Genomic DNA, 18,369 nt, shown 5'->3' on the forward strand with positions numbered 1-18,369 from the left:
AAAGGCATTTATTTGATGAAAATAAATGCCTTTTTTCTATATTTAGCTGTTCGTTTGGCAAACGACAGATCCTAAAACATTAAAGTTACATAATGAAAACAGTAGACGATTTAAATTTTGCAGGTAAAAAAGCCTTGGTTCGCGTAGATTTCAACGTTCCTTTGGATGAAAATTTCAATATTACGGATGATAATCGTATTCAGGGAGCTGCTCCAACAATAAAGAAAATTTTGAACGACGGCGGAAGCGTGATATTGATGTCCCATTTAGGAAGACCAAAAGATGGTCCTACTGATAAGTATTCATTAAAACATATTGTGGCTCATCTATCTAAGGTATTAGGTACAGAAGTTCAATTTGCCGATGATTGTATTGGAAATGAAGCTGTAGAAAAAGCTGCTGCATTGCAGGCTGGCCAAGTTTTATTACTTGAGAATCTACGTTTTTATAAAGAAGAGGAAAAAGGTGATGTAGGATTTGCTGAAAAGCTTTCAAAATTGGGTGATGTTTATGTGAATGATGCCTTCGGTACCGCGCATAGAGCACATGCTTCAACTGCGATTGTCGCACAGTTTTTTCCATCAGCTAAATATAGCGGTTATTTGATGGCTGCCGAGGTAGGGAATGCAGAGAAAGTTTTGAATAATCCGGTTAGACCTTTTACAGCGATTATGGGGGGAGCGAAAGTTTCTGATAAGATCCAATTGATCGAAGCTTTATTGGATAAAGTGGATAACCTACTGATCGGTGGAGGTATGGCTTATACTTTTATCAAAGCAAGAGGTGGTGAAATTGGTAAGTCATTGGTTGAGATGGATAAACTTGACCTCGCAAATGAATTGGTAAAGAAAGCAAAAGAAAAAGGCGTGAATCTTGTTATTCCTACAGATGCTCAAATTGCTGATGCGTTTTCTAATGATGCAAATGTATATGACGGGCCAAATGATCAAATTCCTGCGGATCTTCAGGGCTTGGATATCGGACAGGAGTCTGCTAAGAATTTTGCGGCTATTATCAAAGATTCAAAAACAGTTCTTTGGAATGGACCTATGGGGGTTTTTGAATTTGATACTTTTGCAAAGGGTACCAAAGCTGTGGCTGATGCTGTTGTAGAAGCAACCAAAAATGGCGCATTTTCTTTAATCGGTGGGGGAGATTCAGCTGCTGCAGTAAGTAAATTTGGTATGACTGAAGATGTTAGCTATGTCAGTACAGGTGGAGGAGCACTATTAGAATATATGGAAGGTAAAGTTCTTCCTGGTGTAAAAGCACTCGAAGACTAATAAATCAAACAGAATATTGAAAAGGGATAACGTTGAGTTATCCCTTTTTTTATGAGGAAAGACTGCCCTAAATCTATTGCGTTTTTTTATTGATGGTGGTAGGAACTAATGACTTGTGAAAAAAGCTTTCTATTTATTATGGTTGAGATCCGTTCGTTAATGTCAGATTTAAATCAATTATCTGTTAAATATCTGTATAGTGTTGGTGAGTGTTTACCGTATTTGCTAAATTTAACAAAACATGATTATATAGGTTTTATTGATGGATGCTAATCACAAAAAAGAAAAAGATAGTTCGGGTTTTTTTTCGGTGTTGACATACAATGTAGCGGGATTGCCAGGGTTTATTTCTTCTGCAATTACAGGCAGGAGTACGAGTATTGCTGAAATAGGCAAAAAGATTAATCCTTTTGATATCGTAAATGTGCAGGAGGATTTCAATTATAACAATAGTCTTTATTCGGGGGGGAACCAACACCCTTATCGGACTAAACCCAAGGGGCGTGTGCCTTTTGGTGATGGTTTGAATACCCTGTCTCGTTTTCCGATGTCAGATGTAGTCCGGGTTCCCTGGAAAAAACGCACAGGAGCTGATTCTCTGACACCCAAAGGCTTTACCTTGGTCAAGGTGGAAATAGTTGCGGGGATATGGCTAGATGTCTATAATGTACATGCAAACGCTCAGAACAATAGGCGAGCCTCTAATGCTAGAAGGGACAATCTCAATCAGCTGCGCGATTATATAGGTGAGAACTCTGGCGAGAATGCACTGATTGTTATGGGGGACTTTAATGCACATTATAGTTTCGGTGATGATAATCTACATGATTTTATGGAGTCAACCACATTGGTGGACAGTTGGGTTGAACTCCAAAACGGTGGACTGGTGCCAGAAGCGAAGCATGCATTCAAACCTCCTCATATGTTATCAATTGGCAACCAGAGCGAGTCAATAGACAAGATTCTTTACCGTAGCAACGGTCATCTAAAGTTGGCTGCACGTGACTATAATATAGAAAATAATCTGTTTACGAATCTAAGGGGCTTACCTTTGTCAGATCATTATGCTCTAGCTGCTAATTTTAATTGGGCTATTCATCCTTAGTAGGTGTAATTTAAACTTACTGTTGGAACGACGCGCTGCGTAGCTGTATTATCATTGATGTAGGTTCCTTTTACGACAAACTCAAAGTCGGGCAATGGATATCTAAAGGCATTGAAATCAAAGGAAAGGTATCCTCCAAAACTCTTCGGTGCCGCTTCTTTATGTTTGTGGATATTTTGATAGTCTGCAAATACACCACCTTTTATACGTTTTATATAGGTTAGTGATCCTATACTAAAATCAGGATAGGCGATTGGAAAACGATAATTGACCAATAATGTATTTTTTATCTTTTCATATTTGTAATAACTAAACCCGCTGACGAGTGGGATATCGTTAATGTATTCATAAATTCCCGTTCCCGCCTGTGCACTCAAGCGAATTTGAAATCCATGATTGTTTACAAAGCCAGGTAGGTAAAATACTGTTCTCGCAGATAGAATTTCACCTTTGGCCTTGTTTTCAAAAGGTGTGTGCCTATAAGTTATACTGAAATTTTGTCCCCATCGCGGGTATTGATCCATATTTGCCATTCGGGCATTTCTGTTGAAATAAAGTTGGTACGTTAACGGAAATGCAGTTTCGTAATTAAAGTTTTTGAGGTCATTCCGACTTAGGCTGTAACGTTTCAAATAGGCTGTTGCAAAATTGAATCCTGTGGAATAATTGTAATCAAGCCTATAAAAAGATAGGGGGATAGAAATTTGAGAGGAAACGTAATGTTCTCTCCAATCGAACCTTATACTGCTGTCTGGTTTATTGGGTACGCTTGCTGCTGCAATTTGCCCTCTATTTTCGTAGCGAAGTGAGAATTTCGGAAAATATTTGTTGTAAGTAAGTTCGGCCGAATAAATACTTTTTCTGATGTCTGTATCGTATTCATAGCCAAGCGCAATTTGAGTCGTGTTTAAAATGTTATTTGAAAGCCAAAAAATGCCAGGTTTGAAATTATCAAAACTCTCAAAGTTGCTACTACTTAAAGAAAGACTATGGAAGTTAAACGTTCGTCCAAGTCCCTTGTATGGCTCAATGGTGTAATGCTGGTTGGAATCTGGTGCTGTGGCAGCAATATTGAATATGCTGTCTTTCTTTACAGCATCAGCATAGTAGTGGGAAAAATAATCGGTTTCTGGTTTTATATCGAAGGTCGTATCTATACTTGTTTGGCTGATTTTATAGCCATTGTATTGATAGTTGTTAAAAAGCAATTGCTTTGTTTCTTTATCATAAAAAGGATTAAAAGCGCCGAATGGGGCTTTGGTCAGGAGATGTTTCGCTTCCGATTGACGATTTATTTTGTAAATGTTATCAATACCATTAAAGTTAGCTTTGACAAGTATATCCATACCTGTAAGGTATTGTGGTCTTTCGTATTGTTGATCGCCCCATGAGGTGATGTTTGTGATTTTATCATTTTTGAGATCTATTTCGCAGAGCGCAGTTCCAATTTCTGATAAGCGGATAGCAATTACTTTGTCTCCTGTTGGGTTAAAAGCGGGATGTTGAAGCTGTTCTGAATCCGCTGTTTTTATCCGCTTGAGTACAGAGCCGTTTTTAAGGCTTATAAGTGTAAGATAGCTTGTGTTGGATAGATCTACTTCAATACAAGCAATGGATTCGTCTACGGGGCTAAATACAGGGGAGTAATATCTAGACTGCTTGGTCAGGGTTTTTATTTTCCCTGTTTTCCGGTTCATTAAGTTGATGACACTATATGTTCTCTTGTTATAACGTGGATCTTTTCGGAGTTCATCCCATACAATATATTCCTTGTTGATGTCGAAATGTGGGGTCAACTGGATACCCGTTTTTACAAGTTGTGATTCCGATTTCTTATCGTTGTCGTACGTATATATAGCGTTTGTTTTTTCGGGATTTTGCTTGATGAAATAAGTCAAATTTCCATTTGATTTTGGTAATAGATTGCTATTATAATAGCGATAATTTTGACCGGAAATTTCAGTGTAATTTTGGGCTAAATAATTTGCTGTTTTCTGCTCCCATATTGAGTCTAATTTTGTGATCGTTTTGTTGAATAAATTGCGGCTATTTCCACCTATTTTTTTCTTCAATACACGGTTGATATTATAAGGATAGAGTGGACGTTTGTTGAGCTCTGAAAATAAATCTGCTTCGTAATTTGGTGGCAGTTCCGATTTCAGTGTTGATGTCATCAAGTAGCCAATTGTGTAGTAACTGGGTACAATATCCTTAAAGGATCCGAGCAAGTACTTGTCGAAACTATAGTTCTGTTTAGATTGGAAGTTGGCTTTGATCGGCATTTCAAAAGAGGGCAATCGACCTCTTCCTCCACGAGAATAAATGGTTTCAGTCAGCGTAGCATCGCCTTCAAAAAACCAGGAAGGAACTGTAAGTCCATAATAAGCCAAGGCCAATTGTTCGAAAAAGGGAGCTCTTAATTTACCTGTCAATTTGTCAAACTGGTTAACATGTCTAGACTCATGGAGGATCAGATTGGGTAACCAAGTTTGATTATCGGGTTCGGCTCCAGCAGTGCTATATAGCTCGGATTTTCGAGGAGATAACTGTACAAAACCGTTTGTCTGTAGGTTCGTATTGTGTATAATGAAGGGGATCTGTCGCGGCGTTATTCTGTAATTTCTACTTGTTGTGCGCAAAGAGTTTTGGACCTGATTTGCTAGGGTAGGGGCTTTACCTTTCATCTCTTCAGGGAAAATGAGTTTAAAATTTGGTGTCTCGATTTTAAACCATTTCTGACTTAAGGGGGCTTGACTATCTTCAAAAAATTGTGCAAATGTTTTTTTTGAAGATATAGTTGATATTAATACTATTAATGTATTGAAAATTATATTTTTATATTTCATATATATGGCTAATTTATGAATTGCTATTTTTTTTAGCTAGATATTTTGATTTTATATAAATCTTATGTTTTTAATAAGTTATTAAATATGTTGATTTATATATAGTTATGATTTTATTATGTTTGTGTTTTTTGTTGTTTATTTATTGCTTTTAGTTTGTTTTAAATGCTTGCTTTGGCTGTAGAAATTCGTTATTCAACTGGAAACAAGCACGTGACGAATATACTCAAATATTCAGCTATAAGTTAGCCGCTGCTGAAAAATATTTGGACATTTTTTATGCGTACGAATTTTATGCTTACGAAAGGGAGAAGGTTTTTTATGGGAAAAGCGAGGTGTGCAGATAATTTCTTTTTTACTTTTTTTTAGTAAAGATGATGGTCGAGCTATGGTGTTCTTATGATGGGTCGTTTTATCTGTTTTTTTTATCGGATCGTGGTGCACAGGATGGAATATGTAGTAGTGACAAAATGTCTTATTTTGGAAAACGGATAATCGGCTGTTCGTTCATTGAAGATAAAATATGAATGAAGTTTTATGGTCTTTTTATTATTTATTTTTTTATTCAGAATTTACTTTAAAAAAGCGATTTTTGTAACATATAATTTTGTACCGATGTAGGATTTTAAAATCGAAAGGAAGATATGGAAGAACTGGAAATGCAGGTAAGTCAAATAGAACAATTGATAGCGAATGGTGATTTTGTTGGGCTGGAAGAATTTCTAAATGAATTGAATATTTCTGAGGTAGAGGAGTTGATTGATGAGTTACCCGAACATGGTTCACTCTTTATAGAATCCTTAAATTTGAACCGTGCTGTAAACGTTTTTCGGATCCTTGATTTTCCCACTCAAAATCGGATTTTTAAAAAGCTTTCTAAGGCTAAAATAAGTGCTTTAATTAACGAATTGCCGCCTGATGATCGGACCTCTTTTTTCTCCGAAATGAAGGATGATATAAAGCATTTAATATTGCTCCTGCCGCCAAAGGATAGGGTGGAAGCTTTGGCTTTATTGGGCTATCCCGAAGATAGTGTCGGGCGCTTGATGACTCCAGATTATATTACTGTAAAAGCACATTGGAGTATCGAAAGAATACTAGGGCATATTCGTCGATATGGAAAGGATTCTGAGACTATTGATGTGCTTTATGTCATAGATTCAAATGGTAAATTGATTGACGATATTCGTATCAAAGATGTGCTGATGGCAGAGCCCGAAACAATTGTGGGTGATCTCATCGATTATCGATTAATTTCTTTGAATGCCTATGACCCACAGGAGGAAGCAATTAATATTTTCCGTATGAATAATAGGGTTGCGCTTCCGGTTGTCGATGGACAGGGGGTGATGCTTGGGATCATTACAGTAGATGATATCTTGTGGGTGGCCAATGAAGAGTATACCGAGGATATGCAACGTATTGGTGGTACAGAGGCTTTGGATGAACCTTATTTGGATGTTTCCATCAAAAATCTTGTTAAGAAACGCGCGGGCTGGTTGATTGTTTTATTTCTAGGGCAATTATTGACAGCAACGGTCATCGAACATTTTGAGGAGCAAATGGCGAGTGCAATCATGCTATTTGCGTTAATGCCGGTGATTATTTCCAGTGGTGGTAATAGCGGTTCGCAGGCTTCTACATTAATTATACAAGCGATGGCATTAGGGGAGGTAACTCTTTCGGATTGGTGGCGGGTAATGCGAAGGGAGATATTGTCTGGTCTATTGCTTGGGCTTATCTTGGGCGCCCTTGGTTTTTTGAGGATCATGGCTTGGCAGTCCTTTGCACATAGTTATGGTGAATACTGGGTATTGGTTGCTTTGGTGATTTCCTTGTCCTTGATAGGTGTTGTCCTTTGGGGCTCGCTTATGGGATCTATGCTTCCTTTTGTGATGAAGAGGTTAGGTGCCGACCCTGCGAGTTCATCAGCACCATTTGTATCAACTCTTGTGGATGTTACAGGCCTTTTAATATATTTTACTGTAGCCACACTAATTCTCAAAGGAGTATTGCTTTAATATACGTTCAAGGTTTATTTATATTGAGGGAATCGGGCAAATAACGCTTGCCAGTACTTAAGTAAAAGAAGAATTATGCTGTTAGCGTTGCTTAAAGAAGGTTTTTAGCGAGGATAGGATAAAAGAAAAAATAAATTATTCTAGTTGGATTTTAGGAAGTTGTAAAAAATGTGTTCAAAAAATTTGTAGTATTCTAATAATCTTCCGATACTTGCATCACGGAAACGCGATAGGGTCTCCGGAAAAATTGAAGAAAACATTCCTGAATAGCTCAGCAGGTTAGAGCATCTGACTGTTAATCAGAGGGTCGCTGGTTCGAGCCCAGCTTCAGGAGCAATTTAATAACTTACATAACCGGAGTTTTTAAAAGTATTCAATTTTTCATTCCTGAATAGCTCAGCCGGTTAGAGCATCTGACTGTTAATCAGAGGGTCGCTGGTTCGAGCCCAGCTTCAGGAGCAACAAGCAAATGACAAAATTATTTGCGAATAATATAAAAATGTACTATTTTTGTGCATTCAATGAGAAAGGAGTTTCTCGGAAGGTTAAAAATTCCTGAATAGCTCAGCAGGTTAGAGCATCTGACTGTTAATCAGAGGGTCGCTGGTTCGAGCCCAGCTTCAGGAGCAATATTGAAACCGGCTTTATGCCGGTTTTTTTGTTTACCATGCTTATTAAAAAACTATGAGTTTAGTAATTATTGGTACGGTGGCTTTTGATACAATTGAAACACCGTTCGGTAAAACTGACAAAATTCTAGGTGGTGCCGGTACTTTTGCGAGTTTAGCGGCGTCCTATTTATGTGATCAAATCAAATTGGTCAGTGTTATTGGAGAAGATTTTGGAAGCAGTAATCTTGCTGTTATAAAGGATCGTGGCATCGATGTGTCGGGTGTTCAGATTGTTCCGGGGGGGCAAACGTTTTCGTGGTCTGGAAGATATCACAATGATATGAATAGTCGGGATACGCTAGCAACGGACTTAAATGTATTGGCGGATTTTGACCCAATTATTCCTGATAGCTATCAAGATTGTGAATATCTTTTGTTAGGCAATCTAACTCCACAAGTACAGTTAACAACCTTGGCCCGCCTGAAAAGGAAACCAAAACTCGTTGTGCTGGACACGATGAATTATTGGATGAATGTTGCTCTGGATGATTTAAAGAAAGTTCTCCAAAAGGTGGATGTCTTGACGATCAATGATGCCGAGGCTAGACAACTATCCGGTGAATATTCATTGGTTAAAGCTGCAAAAGTTATTTTGGCTATGGGACCAAAATATTTGATTATAAAAAAAGGTGAGCATGGCGCATTGCTTTTTGGCGAGAATCAGATTTTTTCTGCTCCAGCTTTGCCTTTAGCGGATGTATTTGATCCGACAGGTGCAGGAGACTCATTTGCCGGTGGATTTATTGGTTATTTAGCCAAAGTAAAGAGCATAAATTTTACCAATATGAAGAATGCACTGATCTTTGGATCCGCACTGGCTTCTTTTTGCGTAGAAAAGTTTGGTACAGATCGTCTCGTGGGGCTTACCGAGGAAGATATACAGAAGCGTCTCAATGCTTTTGTAGCACTGTCTCAATTTAATCTATAGATTTTTATTAACTCTTCAGGATTCCGACAACCTGAAATTTTGAAAATACACTGTCTGAATGAGGAGCGTCTTTAAGCTCCTCAGTTAGATCTTGGCCCGCCCAATGCTCATAGTGCATGCCATTTTTCCAAAGTCTACTGTCACTCACATTATAAATATAGCCGTTGTAAGCAACCCAGATCTGGGGCTTATCCTGACCATTTCGCAATGCGAGCTGACTCTTGCTATATTCGGGTAATCCTTCTTTTGTCATCACGATCTATCAGAAGGCGAATATAGAAAAAACTAAGCTACTTTATAAGCTGATAGTGATCGTTTCATTAATTTCCGGGCAACATGTATCCTCGTCTTTACAGTTCCAATAGGGATGTTTAAATGCTCCGATATCTCATGGTATTTAAATCCTTCAAAATAGAGTGAAAAGGGGATGTAGTATTCTTCTGAAAGATTGGATAGTGCTTCGTGAATATCTTCCATCACGAACTTACTTTCTCCCTGGTTGCTTGAAGCGGATATCAATAGGTTGGAATTGGAGATGTCTTCATCTTTTGTTATAAAGGAATTGGTTTTTACGATCCGCCTATAGTTGTTTATAAACGTATTTTTCATGATGGTATAAAGCCATCCTTTTAGGTTAGTCCCTTCTTTGAAATTTTTGAAATAGGTTACAGCTTTAAGGATAGTATCCTGCACGAGGTCGTTAGCATCCTCATAGTCGCTGGTAAAGTTTCTGGCGTAGAGTTTTAATGAGTCCGATTGCTCAATAACCATGGTGTCAAATTCATTCTTTGTCATAGCTTAATGAATTATAACTGTTCTTTTTAAGAAACAGTAAGTTTATAAAATGCGGTTCATTAAGTATGAGGCAAATAATGCGCCAAAATCGAAAGGAATGGATTTCTTAATGTAATTTTAAGATTATTTTAAGAAGTGCAATCGTGTGCGTGTTTTAACCCTGAGTAAATAGGGTTAGTTTTAAATGATGTTAAGGCGAAGTGGGGCTATATTATTTTGTTTTGAGTTTCAAATATGTGCAGATTTTTTTTTGAATCTTTACAATAAATTAACTTCGCGTTCGAGTATAATTCCAAATTTGTCCTGTACATCTTTAATAATCTGGACAGAAAGGTCATATATTTCCTGACCACTAGCGTTTTGTCTATTTATTAGTACAAGCGCTTGATTTTTCCAGACACCAGCTTGACCATATTCTTTTCCTTTCCAACCACACTGTTCTATTAACCAACCAGCTGCTAGTTTTGTTTGCTGATCGGGCATTGCATAATGTGGGATTGTTGGGTACAAAGCAGTTAATCGTTCAAAGGTGTCTGCGGAGATCACCGGGTTTTTAAAAAAGCTTCCTGCGTTGCCAACGGTACTTGGATCCGGTAATTTTTCTACTCTAATTTTTGATACAACAGTAGCAATATCGGCAATAGTGGGCTGGGCTATATTTTCTTTAATTAGCTCTGTTTCGATAGCACCATAGCTTGTATTAATTTTAGGGGTAAGACTAAGTTTGTAGGTTACTTCTGTAATAATAAAACGTCCTTTGTGTTCAGTCTTAAAAATACTGTCTCGATAGGAGAAATTGCAGTCTTCTTTTTTGAATGTTTTAAATGTACCCAGTGTGGTGTCAAAGGCTTCACACTCGTGAAAAACATACATTAATTCAGTGCCATAGGCACCAATATTCTGTACCGGGGATGCGCCGACGGTACCCGGAATAAGGGCCATATTCTCTATTCCAGCGTAATTATGCTCGATACAATACCAAACAAAGTCATTCCAAATCTCTCCAGCTTTTGCTGTAACATAGACGTGATCCGATTCGATTTTTGACTGTATACCCTTGCTAGCCATTCGGATAATGTATCCTTCAAAGGGTTTAGTGAACAAGACATTGCTACCAGCACCAAGAACAAAAAAGTTTTCTTTGAAAATTCCTTTTTTAAAAATTTCGGTCAGTGTTTCATTATCATTCACTTCGATTAAGAAATTTGTCTTTTCCTCTATTCCAAATGTATTGAAAGGTTTCAAAGATATATTCGATTGAATGTTTAATTCCATATTGACTTTAATTTTCAGAAATTCAAAAAAATCAGCTATCTTTAGCATGATAATCGGTAAAGATAGTATAAACCGTTTATTTAACGATAAAAAATATAAGTTTAATGGGTAATGCAGATGTAAAAAGGATCAAAATTCTAGAAGCTGCAACAAGGCGCTTTGCACACTTCGGAATGGCTAAAACCACGATGTCGGAGATAGCTAAAGATCTTAATTTTTCAAAAGCGCTGCTTTATTATTATTTCCCTGATAAAAACAGTTTGTATTCTGCTGTTTTTGAGTATGTTATTGATAAAATGATTGAAGAGATCGAGGAGGTCATCGATAAAGGTGGCAACTTTGAGGAAATCATGATGTACTCTATTGATATGCGCGTTAAAGCGATCAATCAATATTACAATTTATTCGAATATACCATGAAAATGGTCAAGGAGCTTCCGGATGAATTGGAGCAGGTATTCAAAGAATCTTATCTACGTGAGGTTGAAATCATTGAAAAAATTCTTAAGATTGGTATAGATGCGGGGGAGATCAGCGTAGATGATCTGAATGAGACTGCCCGTATCTTATTATATTCGTTATTTGGTATGCGTATGGGGATATTGAAAGATATGAAAAATATGCTGTTTCCAACCAAAGAAGAATTTGATCATATTCTCAGTTTACAAAAGAAAATGATGAAAATCTTCTTGAATGGATTGCGCTATCAACGTAGTTAAATCGATATTGACTTTATATGTTCGATAATCTGCTTAGCGTGGATACGTGAATTTTCAATGAACCAAAGATGGGTATTTAATCCTCCACAGACGACTCCTGCTAAATACATTCCTTTAATATTGGTTTCCATCGTCTGTTCGTTGTGATGAGGGATACAAGGGGTATGGTTTGGGATATCAATTCCTACCTTCCTTAAGAAATCAAAATTCGGGCGATATCCTGTCAGGGCGAGTACAAAATCATTTTCGATCTCAATGATGCCTGTCGATGTTTGAATGGTGGCGCTCGTTTCGGTAATTGCTGTTAATTCACTGTTGTAAAGGACATCGATTTCCCCAGCGGCAATTCTATTCTCAATGTCCGGTTTGACCCAATACTTGACCCTTGGGCTGATTTCATTACTGCGGATGACTAAGGTTACCTTTGCTCCTTTACGAAATGTTTCCAAGGCAGCATCTATCGATGAATTGCTCGCTCCTACGACAATCACCTTTTGACCACTATAATAATGGGGATCATCGTAGTAGTGTCTCACCTTGTTAAGTTCTTCCCCAGGAATATTGAGTAGCATGGGGATGTCATAAAAGCCAGTGGCAATGATAACTTTTCTTGTTGTGTAACTACGTTTGCTTGTTGTGACATAAAAGTTTTCGGACTCATTTTTCTTGATATCCAGCACTTCTTCAAACAGGTGGGTATCCAATTCAAATTTCTGTTGAATACGTCTGTAATATTCTAAGGCTTCCGTTCTTCGGGGCTTTGGATTGGTTGTCACAAAAGGGATATCCCCAATCTCCAGTCGTTCCGAGGAAGAAAAAAAGGTCATATTTTGAGGATAGTTATAGAGCGAATTGACTAAACATCCTTTTTCCAAAATGAGATAGTTGAGATTAGCCTGTTTTGCTTCCAAGGCACAGGCGAGGCCGATAGGTCCTCCTCCAACGATAATGACGTCATAGGGGGCTGTTGTGTTTTCGCTCATAAATGTAAATTTCGCTAATTTTTAGAATAAACTAGCTTGCTAACTTAGATAATTCTGCTGCTTGTTCGGCAGCGCTTTTGTCATGGAGATCCTGAACAATCTTATTTAAGTCCTGTGCAATTTTATACAAGAACTCTAATTGCTCTTCCAGGAGCTTCCCATCTGCAGAATTGACGTCGCTGTTGTCAAAACGATGATTGGATATCTCTATTTCCATAGGTGAAAATACTGTAGTGGAATCTTGTGAATACAGTAATTGAATAGATTGATCCAAGCTGTTTAATATTTTTCTTATAGTCCTGACATGGTCTTTGTTAAGGTAATTGTTATCCATTTCATCTAGGTGATTCATCAGCGTAACAGAAAACGATGCTAGAATATGATTGAATATGACAAATTTATTGACCTCCTTGCTGTATTTCTGTCTTTTTTTAGGTTCAGTCAGCATACGTTGAAAGGTAGATCCCATATTCGCGGTTTCGACATAAACGGCTTTTCTTGCTAATTTATAGTCAGTAATCGATGGGGCCTGGCCTGCAATTTCTTTTAATGCCTGAAAGATATAATTGTAATTGGCGATCAAAAGCTTCCGCATAGATTCCTTTACCTGCATACTCTCCCAATTCGGAAAAATAATATAGCTGGAGAGGAAAGCAATCATACCTCCGATGAAGGTGTCCAAAATGCGTTCTTTGGTTACTTCCAAGGTGTTGGAACTTACAAAGCTGAGCATGATTAATACATAAGGTGTCATAAATAGGACAGCGACCACATAATTGACTCTAAATAAGCTATAGGCTGTCAGGAAGAAAAAGACCAGCAGCACGAATAGTATCGTTGGATCATGTATCGTCAATAGGATGACGGCGCCTATTAGCCCACCGATGGTGGTTCCGATAAGACGTTGTATATTTCGTTCTTTTGTAAGACCAAAGCCAGGTTTCAGGATAACCATGATTGTCAGTAATATCCAATAGACATTATTGGTGATATTGGTTGTCTCAAAAACGTAGTAAGTGACTGACATAACGATTGCCATACGACAAGCATGTCTAAAGATTGTCGATTTTAAGGTAAGGTTTTCACGAAATTTCTTTAGGTCAATGGCTGAGCTTTGGACGAAACGTTTGGCGTCATCAATTTCTTTCCTTTTGATGTCGTCGGGTTGCAGGTGTGAATAGCCATAGATGTTTTTTATACGACGGACCAGGTCACGTAAATTGATCAGAACTTTACGGAGGGCAAAGGTACTGTATTGATTTTCTTTGTCGAGCTGATCAATCTTAGCATGAAGACGTGTGAGGTCGCCATCGAAATCATACAGTGGTTTGGGTTGGATATTCGTGTTGAGCTGGTAGGCTAAATTATCGAGCTCGTTTGTATATTTTAAAATAACATTCTTGAAATCATCTAGAATGCCCGTCGGGCCAAAGCGCTCGCTAATCGTGTTGTAGTCATAGTGCGCAGCCATACTTTGTTCAAACAGATCAACAATATCATTAAAGATCAGTGTAAGGTAGCGGCCTACTTTTGTTGTATCCTTAATGGATCTTTTACTTTGAAACAGCAGATCTCTGACGTTTTCCTGATGCTGATTTACTTCAACTTGTTTGTCAATCAGTTTCAGGTAATTTTTATCGTTGTCGATTTTGGCATCGTAAAAATTGGCTTTTAGCCGAATGTAGTCTGCCACATAACGAATGGTTTCTGCGAGTTCCTGTTCGGCTAATCGATAGGGACGTACTTGTGTGATGGAGAGACTGATTGCAATATACCAAAGCCCGCCAAGTGTGTAGAACCCGAGGTAGTTAATGGCTTGGTCAAGTGGGTAGTGTATTTGTACGTGAATCAGCATCATCAGTATACACATCAAGCCTACATTGGCTGCCCGACCATTGAATACCGCAAACATTGCAAATATAAAACAGGCTATTCCGATAAAAATAGCGAGGAGATATACATTTTGATTGACAAGATTGGTGAGAATAAATGTCAATGTGGTCAGTATTGCTCCTGCAATCATACCTTTGCGTCTATGACTCGGAGCCCCTGGCGTGTCGGAAAGTCCAACTAAAAGAGCACCTAAAGATACGATGGTTCCATTGGTAAACTGTCCGATGGTAGCAAAGATGAGGACAGGCACAATGCACCCGATGGTGATCCGGAGTCCATCCGCAAAATATTGACTGTAGAAAAAACTTTTTATTTCTTGTGTCTGTTTCATAATGTATAGCACAAATATACGAGATAAGGCTATATTAGCCTGTGGTTTCTCTGTTTGCTGTAATAATATACTAAAAACGAAAAATTACTAAATTTCATTAATATCTTTATAATATTTTGATGTTTTTTTTGATTAATTTATATTTTTTTATTTGTTTAAATATAATATTGCTATATTTGGCACATAGGGTAATTTCAGATATATTACAAAAACTCAAGAGTCACCTAAACTCTCTTGACCATTTTTCAAAGATTTAAATATGAAGCAAAGTAAAAATGAGGCCGTCTTTCAGGACGAGGTATTGACACGCTTTGAACTTTTCAAAAGTTTGTTTTTAACATTACCATTTCAACGTGTTAAAGATACAGGTACTTTATTGCCATTTTTTGCAAAGCAGTGCGAGAAGGGTGTTGACCAACATTTGACTCCAGATGAGATTATAAAGAGTTTTTTTGATCAGCATGAAGAATTTTCTTCGGAAGAACAACGTATTGACTTACTTTTTCGTTTTGTCCAATATATAGAACGTCAGGTCGTATTATTTGATGCGATAGAGGATTCGTCATTTCAAATGGTCGGCCGTGGTGATGATGAAAATGTCTTGGGAGCGTTGATCAAGAATGCTGAGGGGAATGGTGACATGCGACGAAAAATCGTTTCCAAATTAAAAGATTTCTCCGTTCGTCTAGTACTTACTGCTCACCCCACTCAATTTTATCCAGGACCGGTATTGGGGATAATCAATGATCTGATCGATGCGATAAAGACCAATGATATCCATAGTATACATTTATTGTTACAGCAATTGGGTAAAACACCATTCATCAATAAAAATAAGCCTACACCCGTAGATGAGGCTGCGAGTTTAGCTTGGTTTTTGGAGAATGTATTTTATAAGGTAGCTTCGGAGATCCAGTCTTTTATTGATGATGAATTGGATGTTGATACTGAAGAGGTAAAACAGCTTATCGAATTGGGGTTTTGGCCAGGAGGAGATCGTGATGGAAATCCGAATGTAAGCGTTGAAAGTACCAAAAAAGTAGCCGCTTTATTGCGTACGATTTTGTTTAGATGTTATTACCGCGATTTCCGTATTGTAAGACGTCGTATCACATTCAGGGGAGTCGAGGAATATATGGAGAACTTGCAGACCCTGTTTTACGAAAATAGCTTTAACCCTGTCGAACATCCGGAAGATGAAACGGACAATATCATTACGAATTTAAAAGCGATCAAAAACGTACTGGAAGAATATCACAATGGTCTCTTTGTTGAGATTGTCGATGATTTGCTTCGTAAGGTAATGACATTCGGTTGTTTTTTCACGACTTTAGATATTAGACAGGATAGCCGTATTCTACGTGAAGCAACAAATTATTTGATTCAACAAAATCAGGAGGCCACTGGCGTTCCATTAAATTATTTGGAACTGAATGAAGCGGATAAACAAAAAGCGTTGAAGTTTAAGGAACTGGATTTAAGTGTCGGTGATGATGCGGATCCATTGACAAAAGATACTTCAGGTGTGATTAAATTGCTCAAGGAAATCCAACGGTCGGGTTCTGAGCGTGCTGCACAGCGTTTTATCATTAGTAATTGTCAGCAAGCAAGTGATATCCTTGGATTGCGTCAGTTGTTTTTGTGGTCTGGCTGGAAGAAAGATGCATTAACAATAGATTTCGTACCTCTATTTGAAACAGTGGATGATCTGACCAGAGCTGCTGATGTCATGAAAACGCTATATAGCAATAAAGAATATAAGGCGCATCTGAAACGTAGAGGAAACAAGCAGACCATTATGCTGGGCTATTCGGATAGTACAAAAGATGGAGGTTATCTGATGGCAAACTGGTCAATCTACAGAGCTAAAATAGAGTTGACGGCCATCTCGCGCGAATACGATGTTGATCTTGTCTTTTTTGACGGCCGTGGTGGTCCCCCAGCGCGTGGAGGAGGTAAAACACAACGTTTTTATGCTTCCATGGGTAAAGAGATTGCCAATGATCATATTCAATTAACGATACAGGGACAGACTATCAGTAGCCAATACGGCTCGTTGGATACGGCTCGATTTAATATAGAGCAGCTCCTACATGCGGGTATTATCTCTGATTTAAAACAACGGGTAGGGGACACGCTGACCAAACATCAGCAGGAAATTATTGATAAATTGGCTGAACTGAGCCATCATAAATTTATGGATCTTCGTACCAATAAGTTATTCCTGCCTTATCTGGAAACGATGTCTCCGTTGAAAGCACTTTCATCCATCAATATATCAAGCCGACCTGTAAAAAGGAATTCAGGACGGGAATTACGCCTCGAAGATCTACGTGCGATCAGTTTCGTTACTTCCTGGAGTCAATTAAAGCAAAATATCCCTGGGTTTTACGGGGTTGGGACAGCATTACAGTGGGCCGAGAAGAATAATCTATGGAAAGATGTACAACAATTGTATGTTTCTTCGGGATTCTTCCAGACCTTGATCGACAATTGTATGATGTCCATGACCAAATCTAATTTTGATATCACAGCTTACATGAAGGACGATAAGGTGTATGGTGAATTCTGGAAAAATCTTCATGCGGAATACCAGATTACCAAAGAGTATTTGTTAAAACTCAGTGGGACATCTAAATTGATGGAGAACTACCCGGTAGACCGTGAGTCAATTTTGGCGCGAGAAGGCATCGTATTGCCTTTGTTGGTGATCCAACATTATGCAATTCGTGCCCTCAATTCCGATAAACTGGATGAGGCACAACGGGAGGATTATTCAAAGTTGATCGCACGGACAATATTCGGTGTCATCAATGCAGGAAGGAATGTTGCTTAATTTTTGTTTCTTTTCGCGGATTAGGTTTCGCAGAAAGTATATTTTATCTACTTTTGTATAGTTAACAAAATTGATATGAAGATTAATAAGTTATTTATTGTAGCTGCTTGTGCGAGTACTGTATTTGCGTCTTGTGGTGAAACAGCTGCAAATAGACAGCGTCAATATGCCAATGCATCTTTAGCAGATGGTGATGCTTTTACAATGATTAAATTCGTTGGTGAGGAAGGTAACTATTTAGTAAACCTTGCTGATGTAGCGGCAAAACAATCAACTTCAACAGAAGTTAAGAATGTGGCGGCTAAAATTAAAGAAGCTTATGCGACTGTATTGCCTGAGTTGGATGGTTTGGCAAAAGAGTTACATGTCGGCGATGCACAACGCGGTGTACCTGCGTTTCAAACTCCAGCTTCAGTTGGATCGGATAGCACTGCTGCTTTCAATGATAAAGCGTTTTTAGCATTGGTTCTTGAAAAACAAGGTGAGATCAATAGCAGGTTGACTCGTGAAGAATTGAATACCAATCATAGTGTTATTCATGTTTCTGAGGAATCTTTGAAAAAAGTTGAAGAAATCTATAAATTGGCTGGTGGAAAAGTGGAAGGCCACGCTCATCACTAAAAAACAACTTATATAGGAAGAAAGGGAATATTCGGTTAGCTGAATATTCCTTTTTTTTTCTG

Annotated in this window: 13 protein-coding genes and 3 tRNA genes; 10 read left to right on the forward strand and 6 right to left on the reverse strand. The window is 38.0% G+C overall.

All coding sequences use genetic code 11. From position 1 onward, the window contains the following. Window positions 1–92 precede the first annotated feature (92 nt). Entirely contained in the window at window positions 93–1,283 is a 1,191-nt protein-coding gene (locus tag LC454_RS10685; RefSeq protein WP_223582196.1) for a phosphoglycerate kinase, read from the forward strand. Window positions 1,284–1,545: 262 nt separating this feature from the next. Further along, window positions 1,546–2,388: an endonuclease/exonuclease/phosphatase family protein gene (locus LC454_RS10690; RefSeq protein ID WP_223582198.1), complete on the forward strand. Its 843-nt coding sequence runs from the start codon at window positions 1,546–1,548 to the stop codon at window positions 2,386–2,388. Here LC454_RS10690 and LC454_RS10695 read toward each other — a convergent pair. Continuing rightward, window positions 2,385–5,072 (reverse strand): hypothetical protein, encoded by a 2,688-nt coding sequence (locus LC454_RS10695; RefSeq protein ID WP_223582206.1) that lies wholly within the window; start codon window positions 5,070–5,072, stop codon window positions 2,385–2,387. The two genes, LC454_RS10690 and LC454_RS10695, sit on opposite strands and share 4 nt — an antisense overlap. Before the next feature lie 806 nt (window positions 5,073–5,878). On the opposite strand from LC454_RS10695, the gene mgtE reads away from it, so the two are divergent. The 5 genes from mgtE (at window position 5,879) to LC454_RS10720 (ending at window position 8,854) form a co-directional block, all read left to right on the forward strand. Next, on the forward strand, window positions 5,879–7,255 hold the full coding sequence (mgtE, locus tag LC454_RS10700; protein WP_120260594.1) for a magnesium transporter: 1,377 nt from the start codon (window positions 5,879–5,881) through the stop codon (window positions 7,253–7,255). Between the two features lie 260 nt (window positions 7,256–7,515). Then, window positions 7,516–7,589: transfer RNA gene (locus tag LC454_RS10705), tRNA-Asn, on the forward strand. A 51-nt stretch (window positions 7,590–7,640) separates the two neighbouring features. Then, window positions 7,641–7,714: transfer RNA gene (locus tag LC454_RS10710), tRNA-Asn, on the forward strand. A 94-nt stretch (window positions 7,715–7,808) separates the two neighbouring features. After that, window positions 7,809–7,882: transfer RNA gene (locus tag LC454_RS10715), tRNA-Asn, on the forward strand. Window positions 7,883–7,939: 57 nt separating this feature from the next. Then, a complete protein-coding gene (locus tag LC454_RS10720) occupies window positions 7,940–8,854 on the forward strand; it encodes a PfkB family carbohydrate kinase (protein ID WP_223582208.1) in 915 nt (304 codons plus the stop codon). Between the two features lie 7 nt (window positions 8,855–8,861). On the opposite strand, the gene LC454_RS10725 is transcribed toward LC454_RS10720, so the two are convergent. The 3 genes from LC454_RS10725 to murB form a co-directional block, all read right to left on the reverse strand. Then, complete coding sequence (locus LC454_RS10725; RefSeq protein ID WP_223582997.1) at window positions 8,862–9,107, reverse strand: cytochrome b5 domain-containing protein; 246 nt, start codon at window positions 9,105–9,107, stop codon at window positions 8,862–8,864. A gap of 32 nt (window positions 9,108–9,139) precedes the next feature. Continuing rightward, the gene (locus tag LC454_RS10730; protein WP_120260597.1) at window positions 9,140–9,649 is read right to left on the reverse strand and encodes an RNA polymerase sigma factor; all 510 of its coding nucleotides are present in this window, start codon (window positions 9,647–9,649) and stop codon (window positions 9,140–9,142) included. Between the two features lie 258 nt (window positions 9,650–9,907). Next, window positions 9,908–10,924: a UDP-N-acetylmuramate dehydrogenase gene (murB, locus tag LC454_RS10735; RefSeq protein ID WP_223582210.1), complete on the reverse strand. Its 1,017-nt coding sequence runs from the start codon at window positions 10,922–10,924 to the stop codon at window positions 9,908–9,910. Window positions 10,925–11,028: 104 nt separating this feature from the next. Here murB and LC454_RS10740 point away from each other — a divergent pair, with 104 nt between their 5' ends. Then, window positions 11,029–11,643 (forward strand): TetR/AcrR family transcriptional regulator, encoded by a 615-nt coding sequence (locus tag LC454_RS10740; protein WP_223582212.1) that lies wholly within the window; start codon window positions 11,029–11,031, stop codon window positions 11,641–11,643. On the opposite strand, the gene LC454_RS10745 is transcribed toward LC454_RS10740, so the two are convergent. Continuing rightward, complete coding sequence (locus LC454_RS10745; protein ID WP_223582214.1) at window positions 11,640–12,626, reverse strand: YpdA family putative bacillithiol disulfide reductase; 987 nt, start codon at window positions 12,624–12,626, stop codon at window positions 11,640–11,642. The genes LC454_RS10740 and LC454_RS10745 overlap by 4 nt on opposite strands. Window positions 12,627–12,657: 31 nt before the next feature. After that, the gene (locus tag LC454_RS10750) at window positions 12,658–14,850 is read right to left on the reverse strand and encodes an FUSC family protein (RefSeq protein ID WP_223582218.1); all 2,193 of its coding nucleotides are present in this window, start codon (window positions 14,848–14,850) and stop codon (window positions 12,658–12,660) included. Between the two features lie 259 nt (window positions 14,851–15,109). Here LC454_RS10750 and LC454_RS10755 point away from each other — a divergent pair, with 259 nt between their 5' ends. Beyond that, the gene (locus LC454_RS10755) at window positions 15,110–17,686 is read left to right on the forward strand and encodes a phosphoenolpyruvate carboxylase (protein ID WP_223582219.1); all 2,577 of its coding nucleotides are present in this window, start codon (window positions 15,110–15,112) and stop codon (window positions 17,684–17,686) included. 75 nt (window positions 17,687–17,761) lie between these two features. After that, complete coding sequence (locus LC454_RS10760) at window positions 17,762–18,307, forward strand: hypothetical protein (RefSeq protein WP_223582221.1); 546 nt, start codon at window positions 17,762–17,764, stop codon at window positions 18,305–18,307. Window positions 18,308–18,369: the final 62 nt, after the last annotated feature.

Source organism: Sphingobacterium sp. GVS05A (assembly GCF_019969845.1).
Classification (GTDB): Bacteria; Bacteroidota; Bacteroidia; order Sphingobacteriales; family Sphingobacteriaceae; genus Sphingobacterium.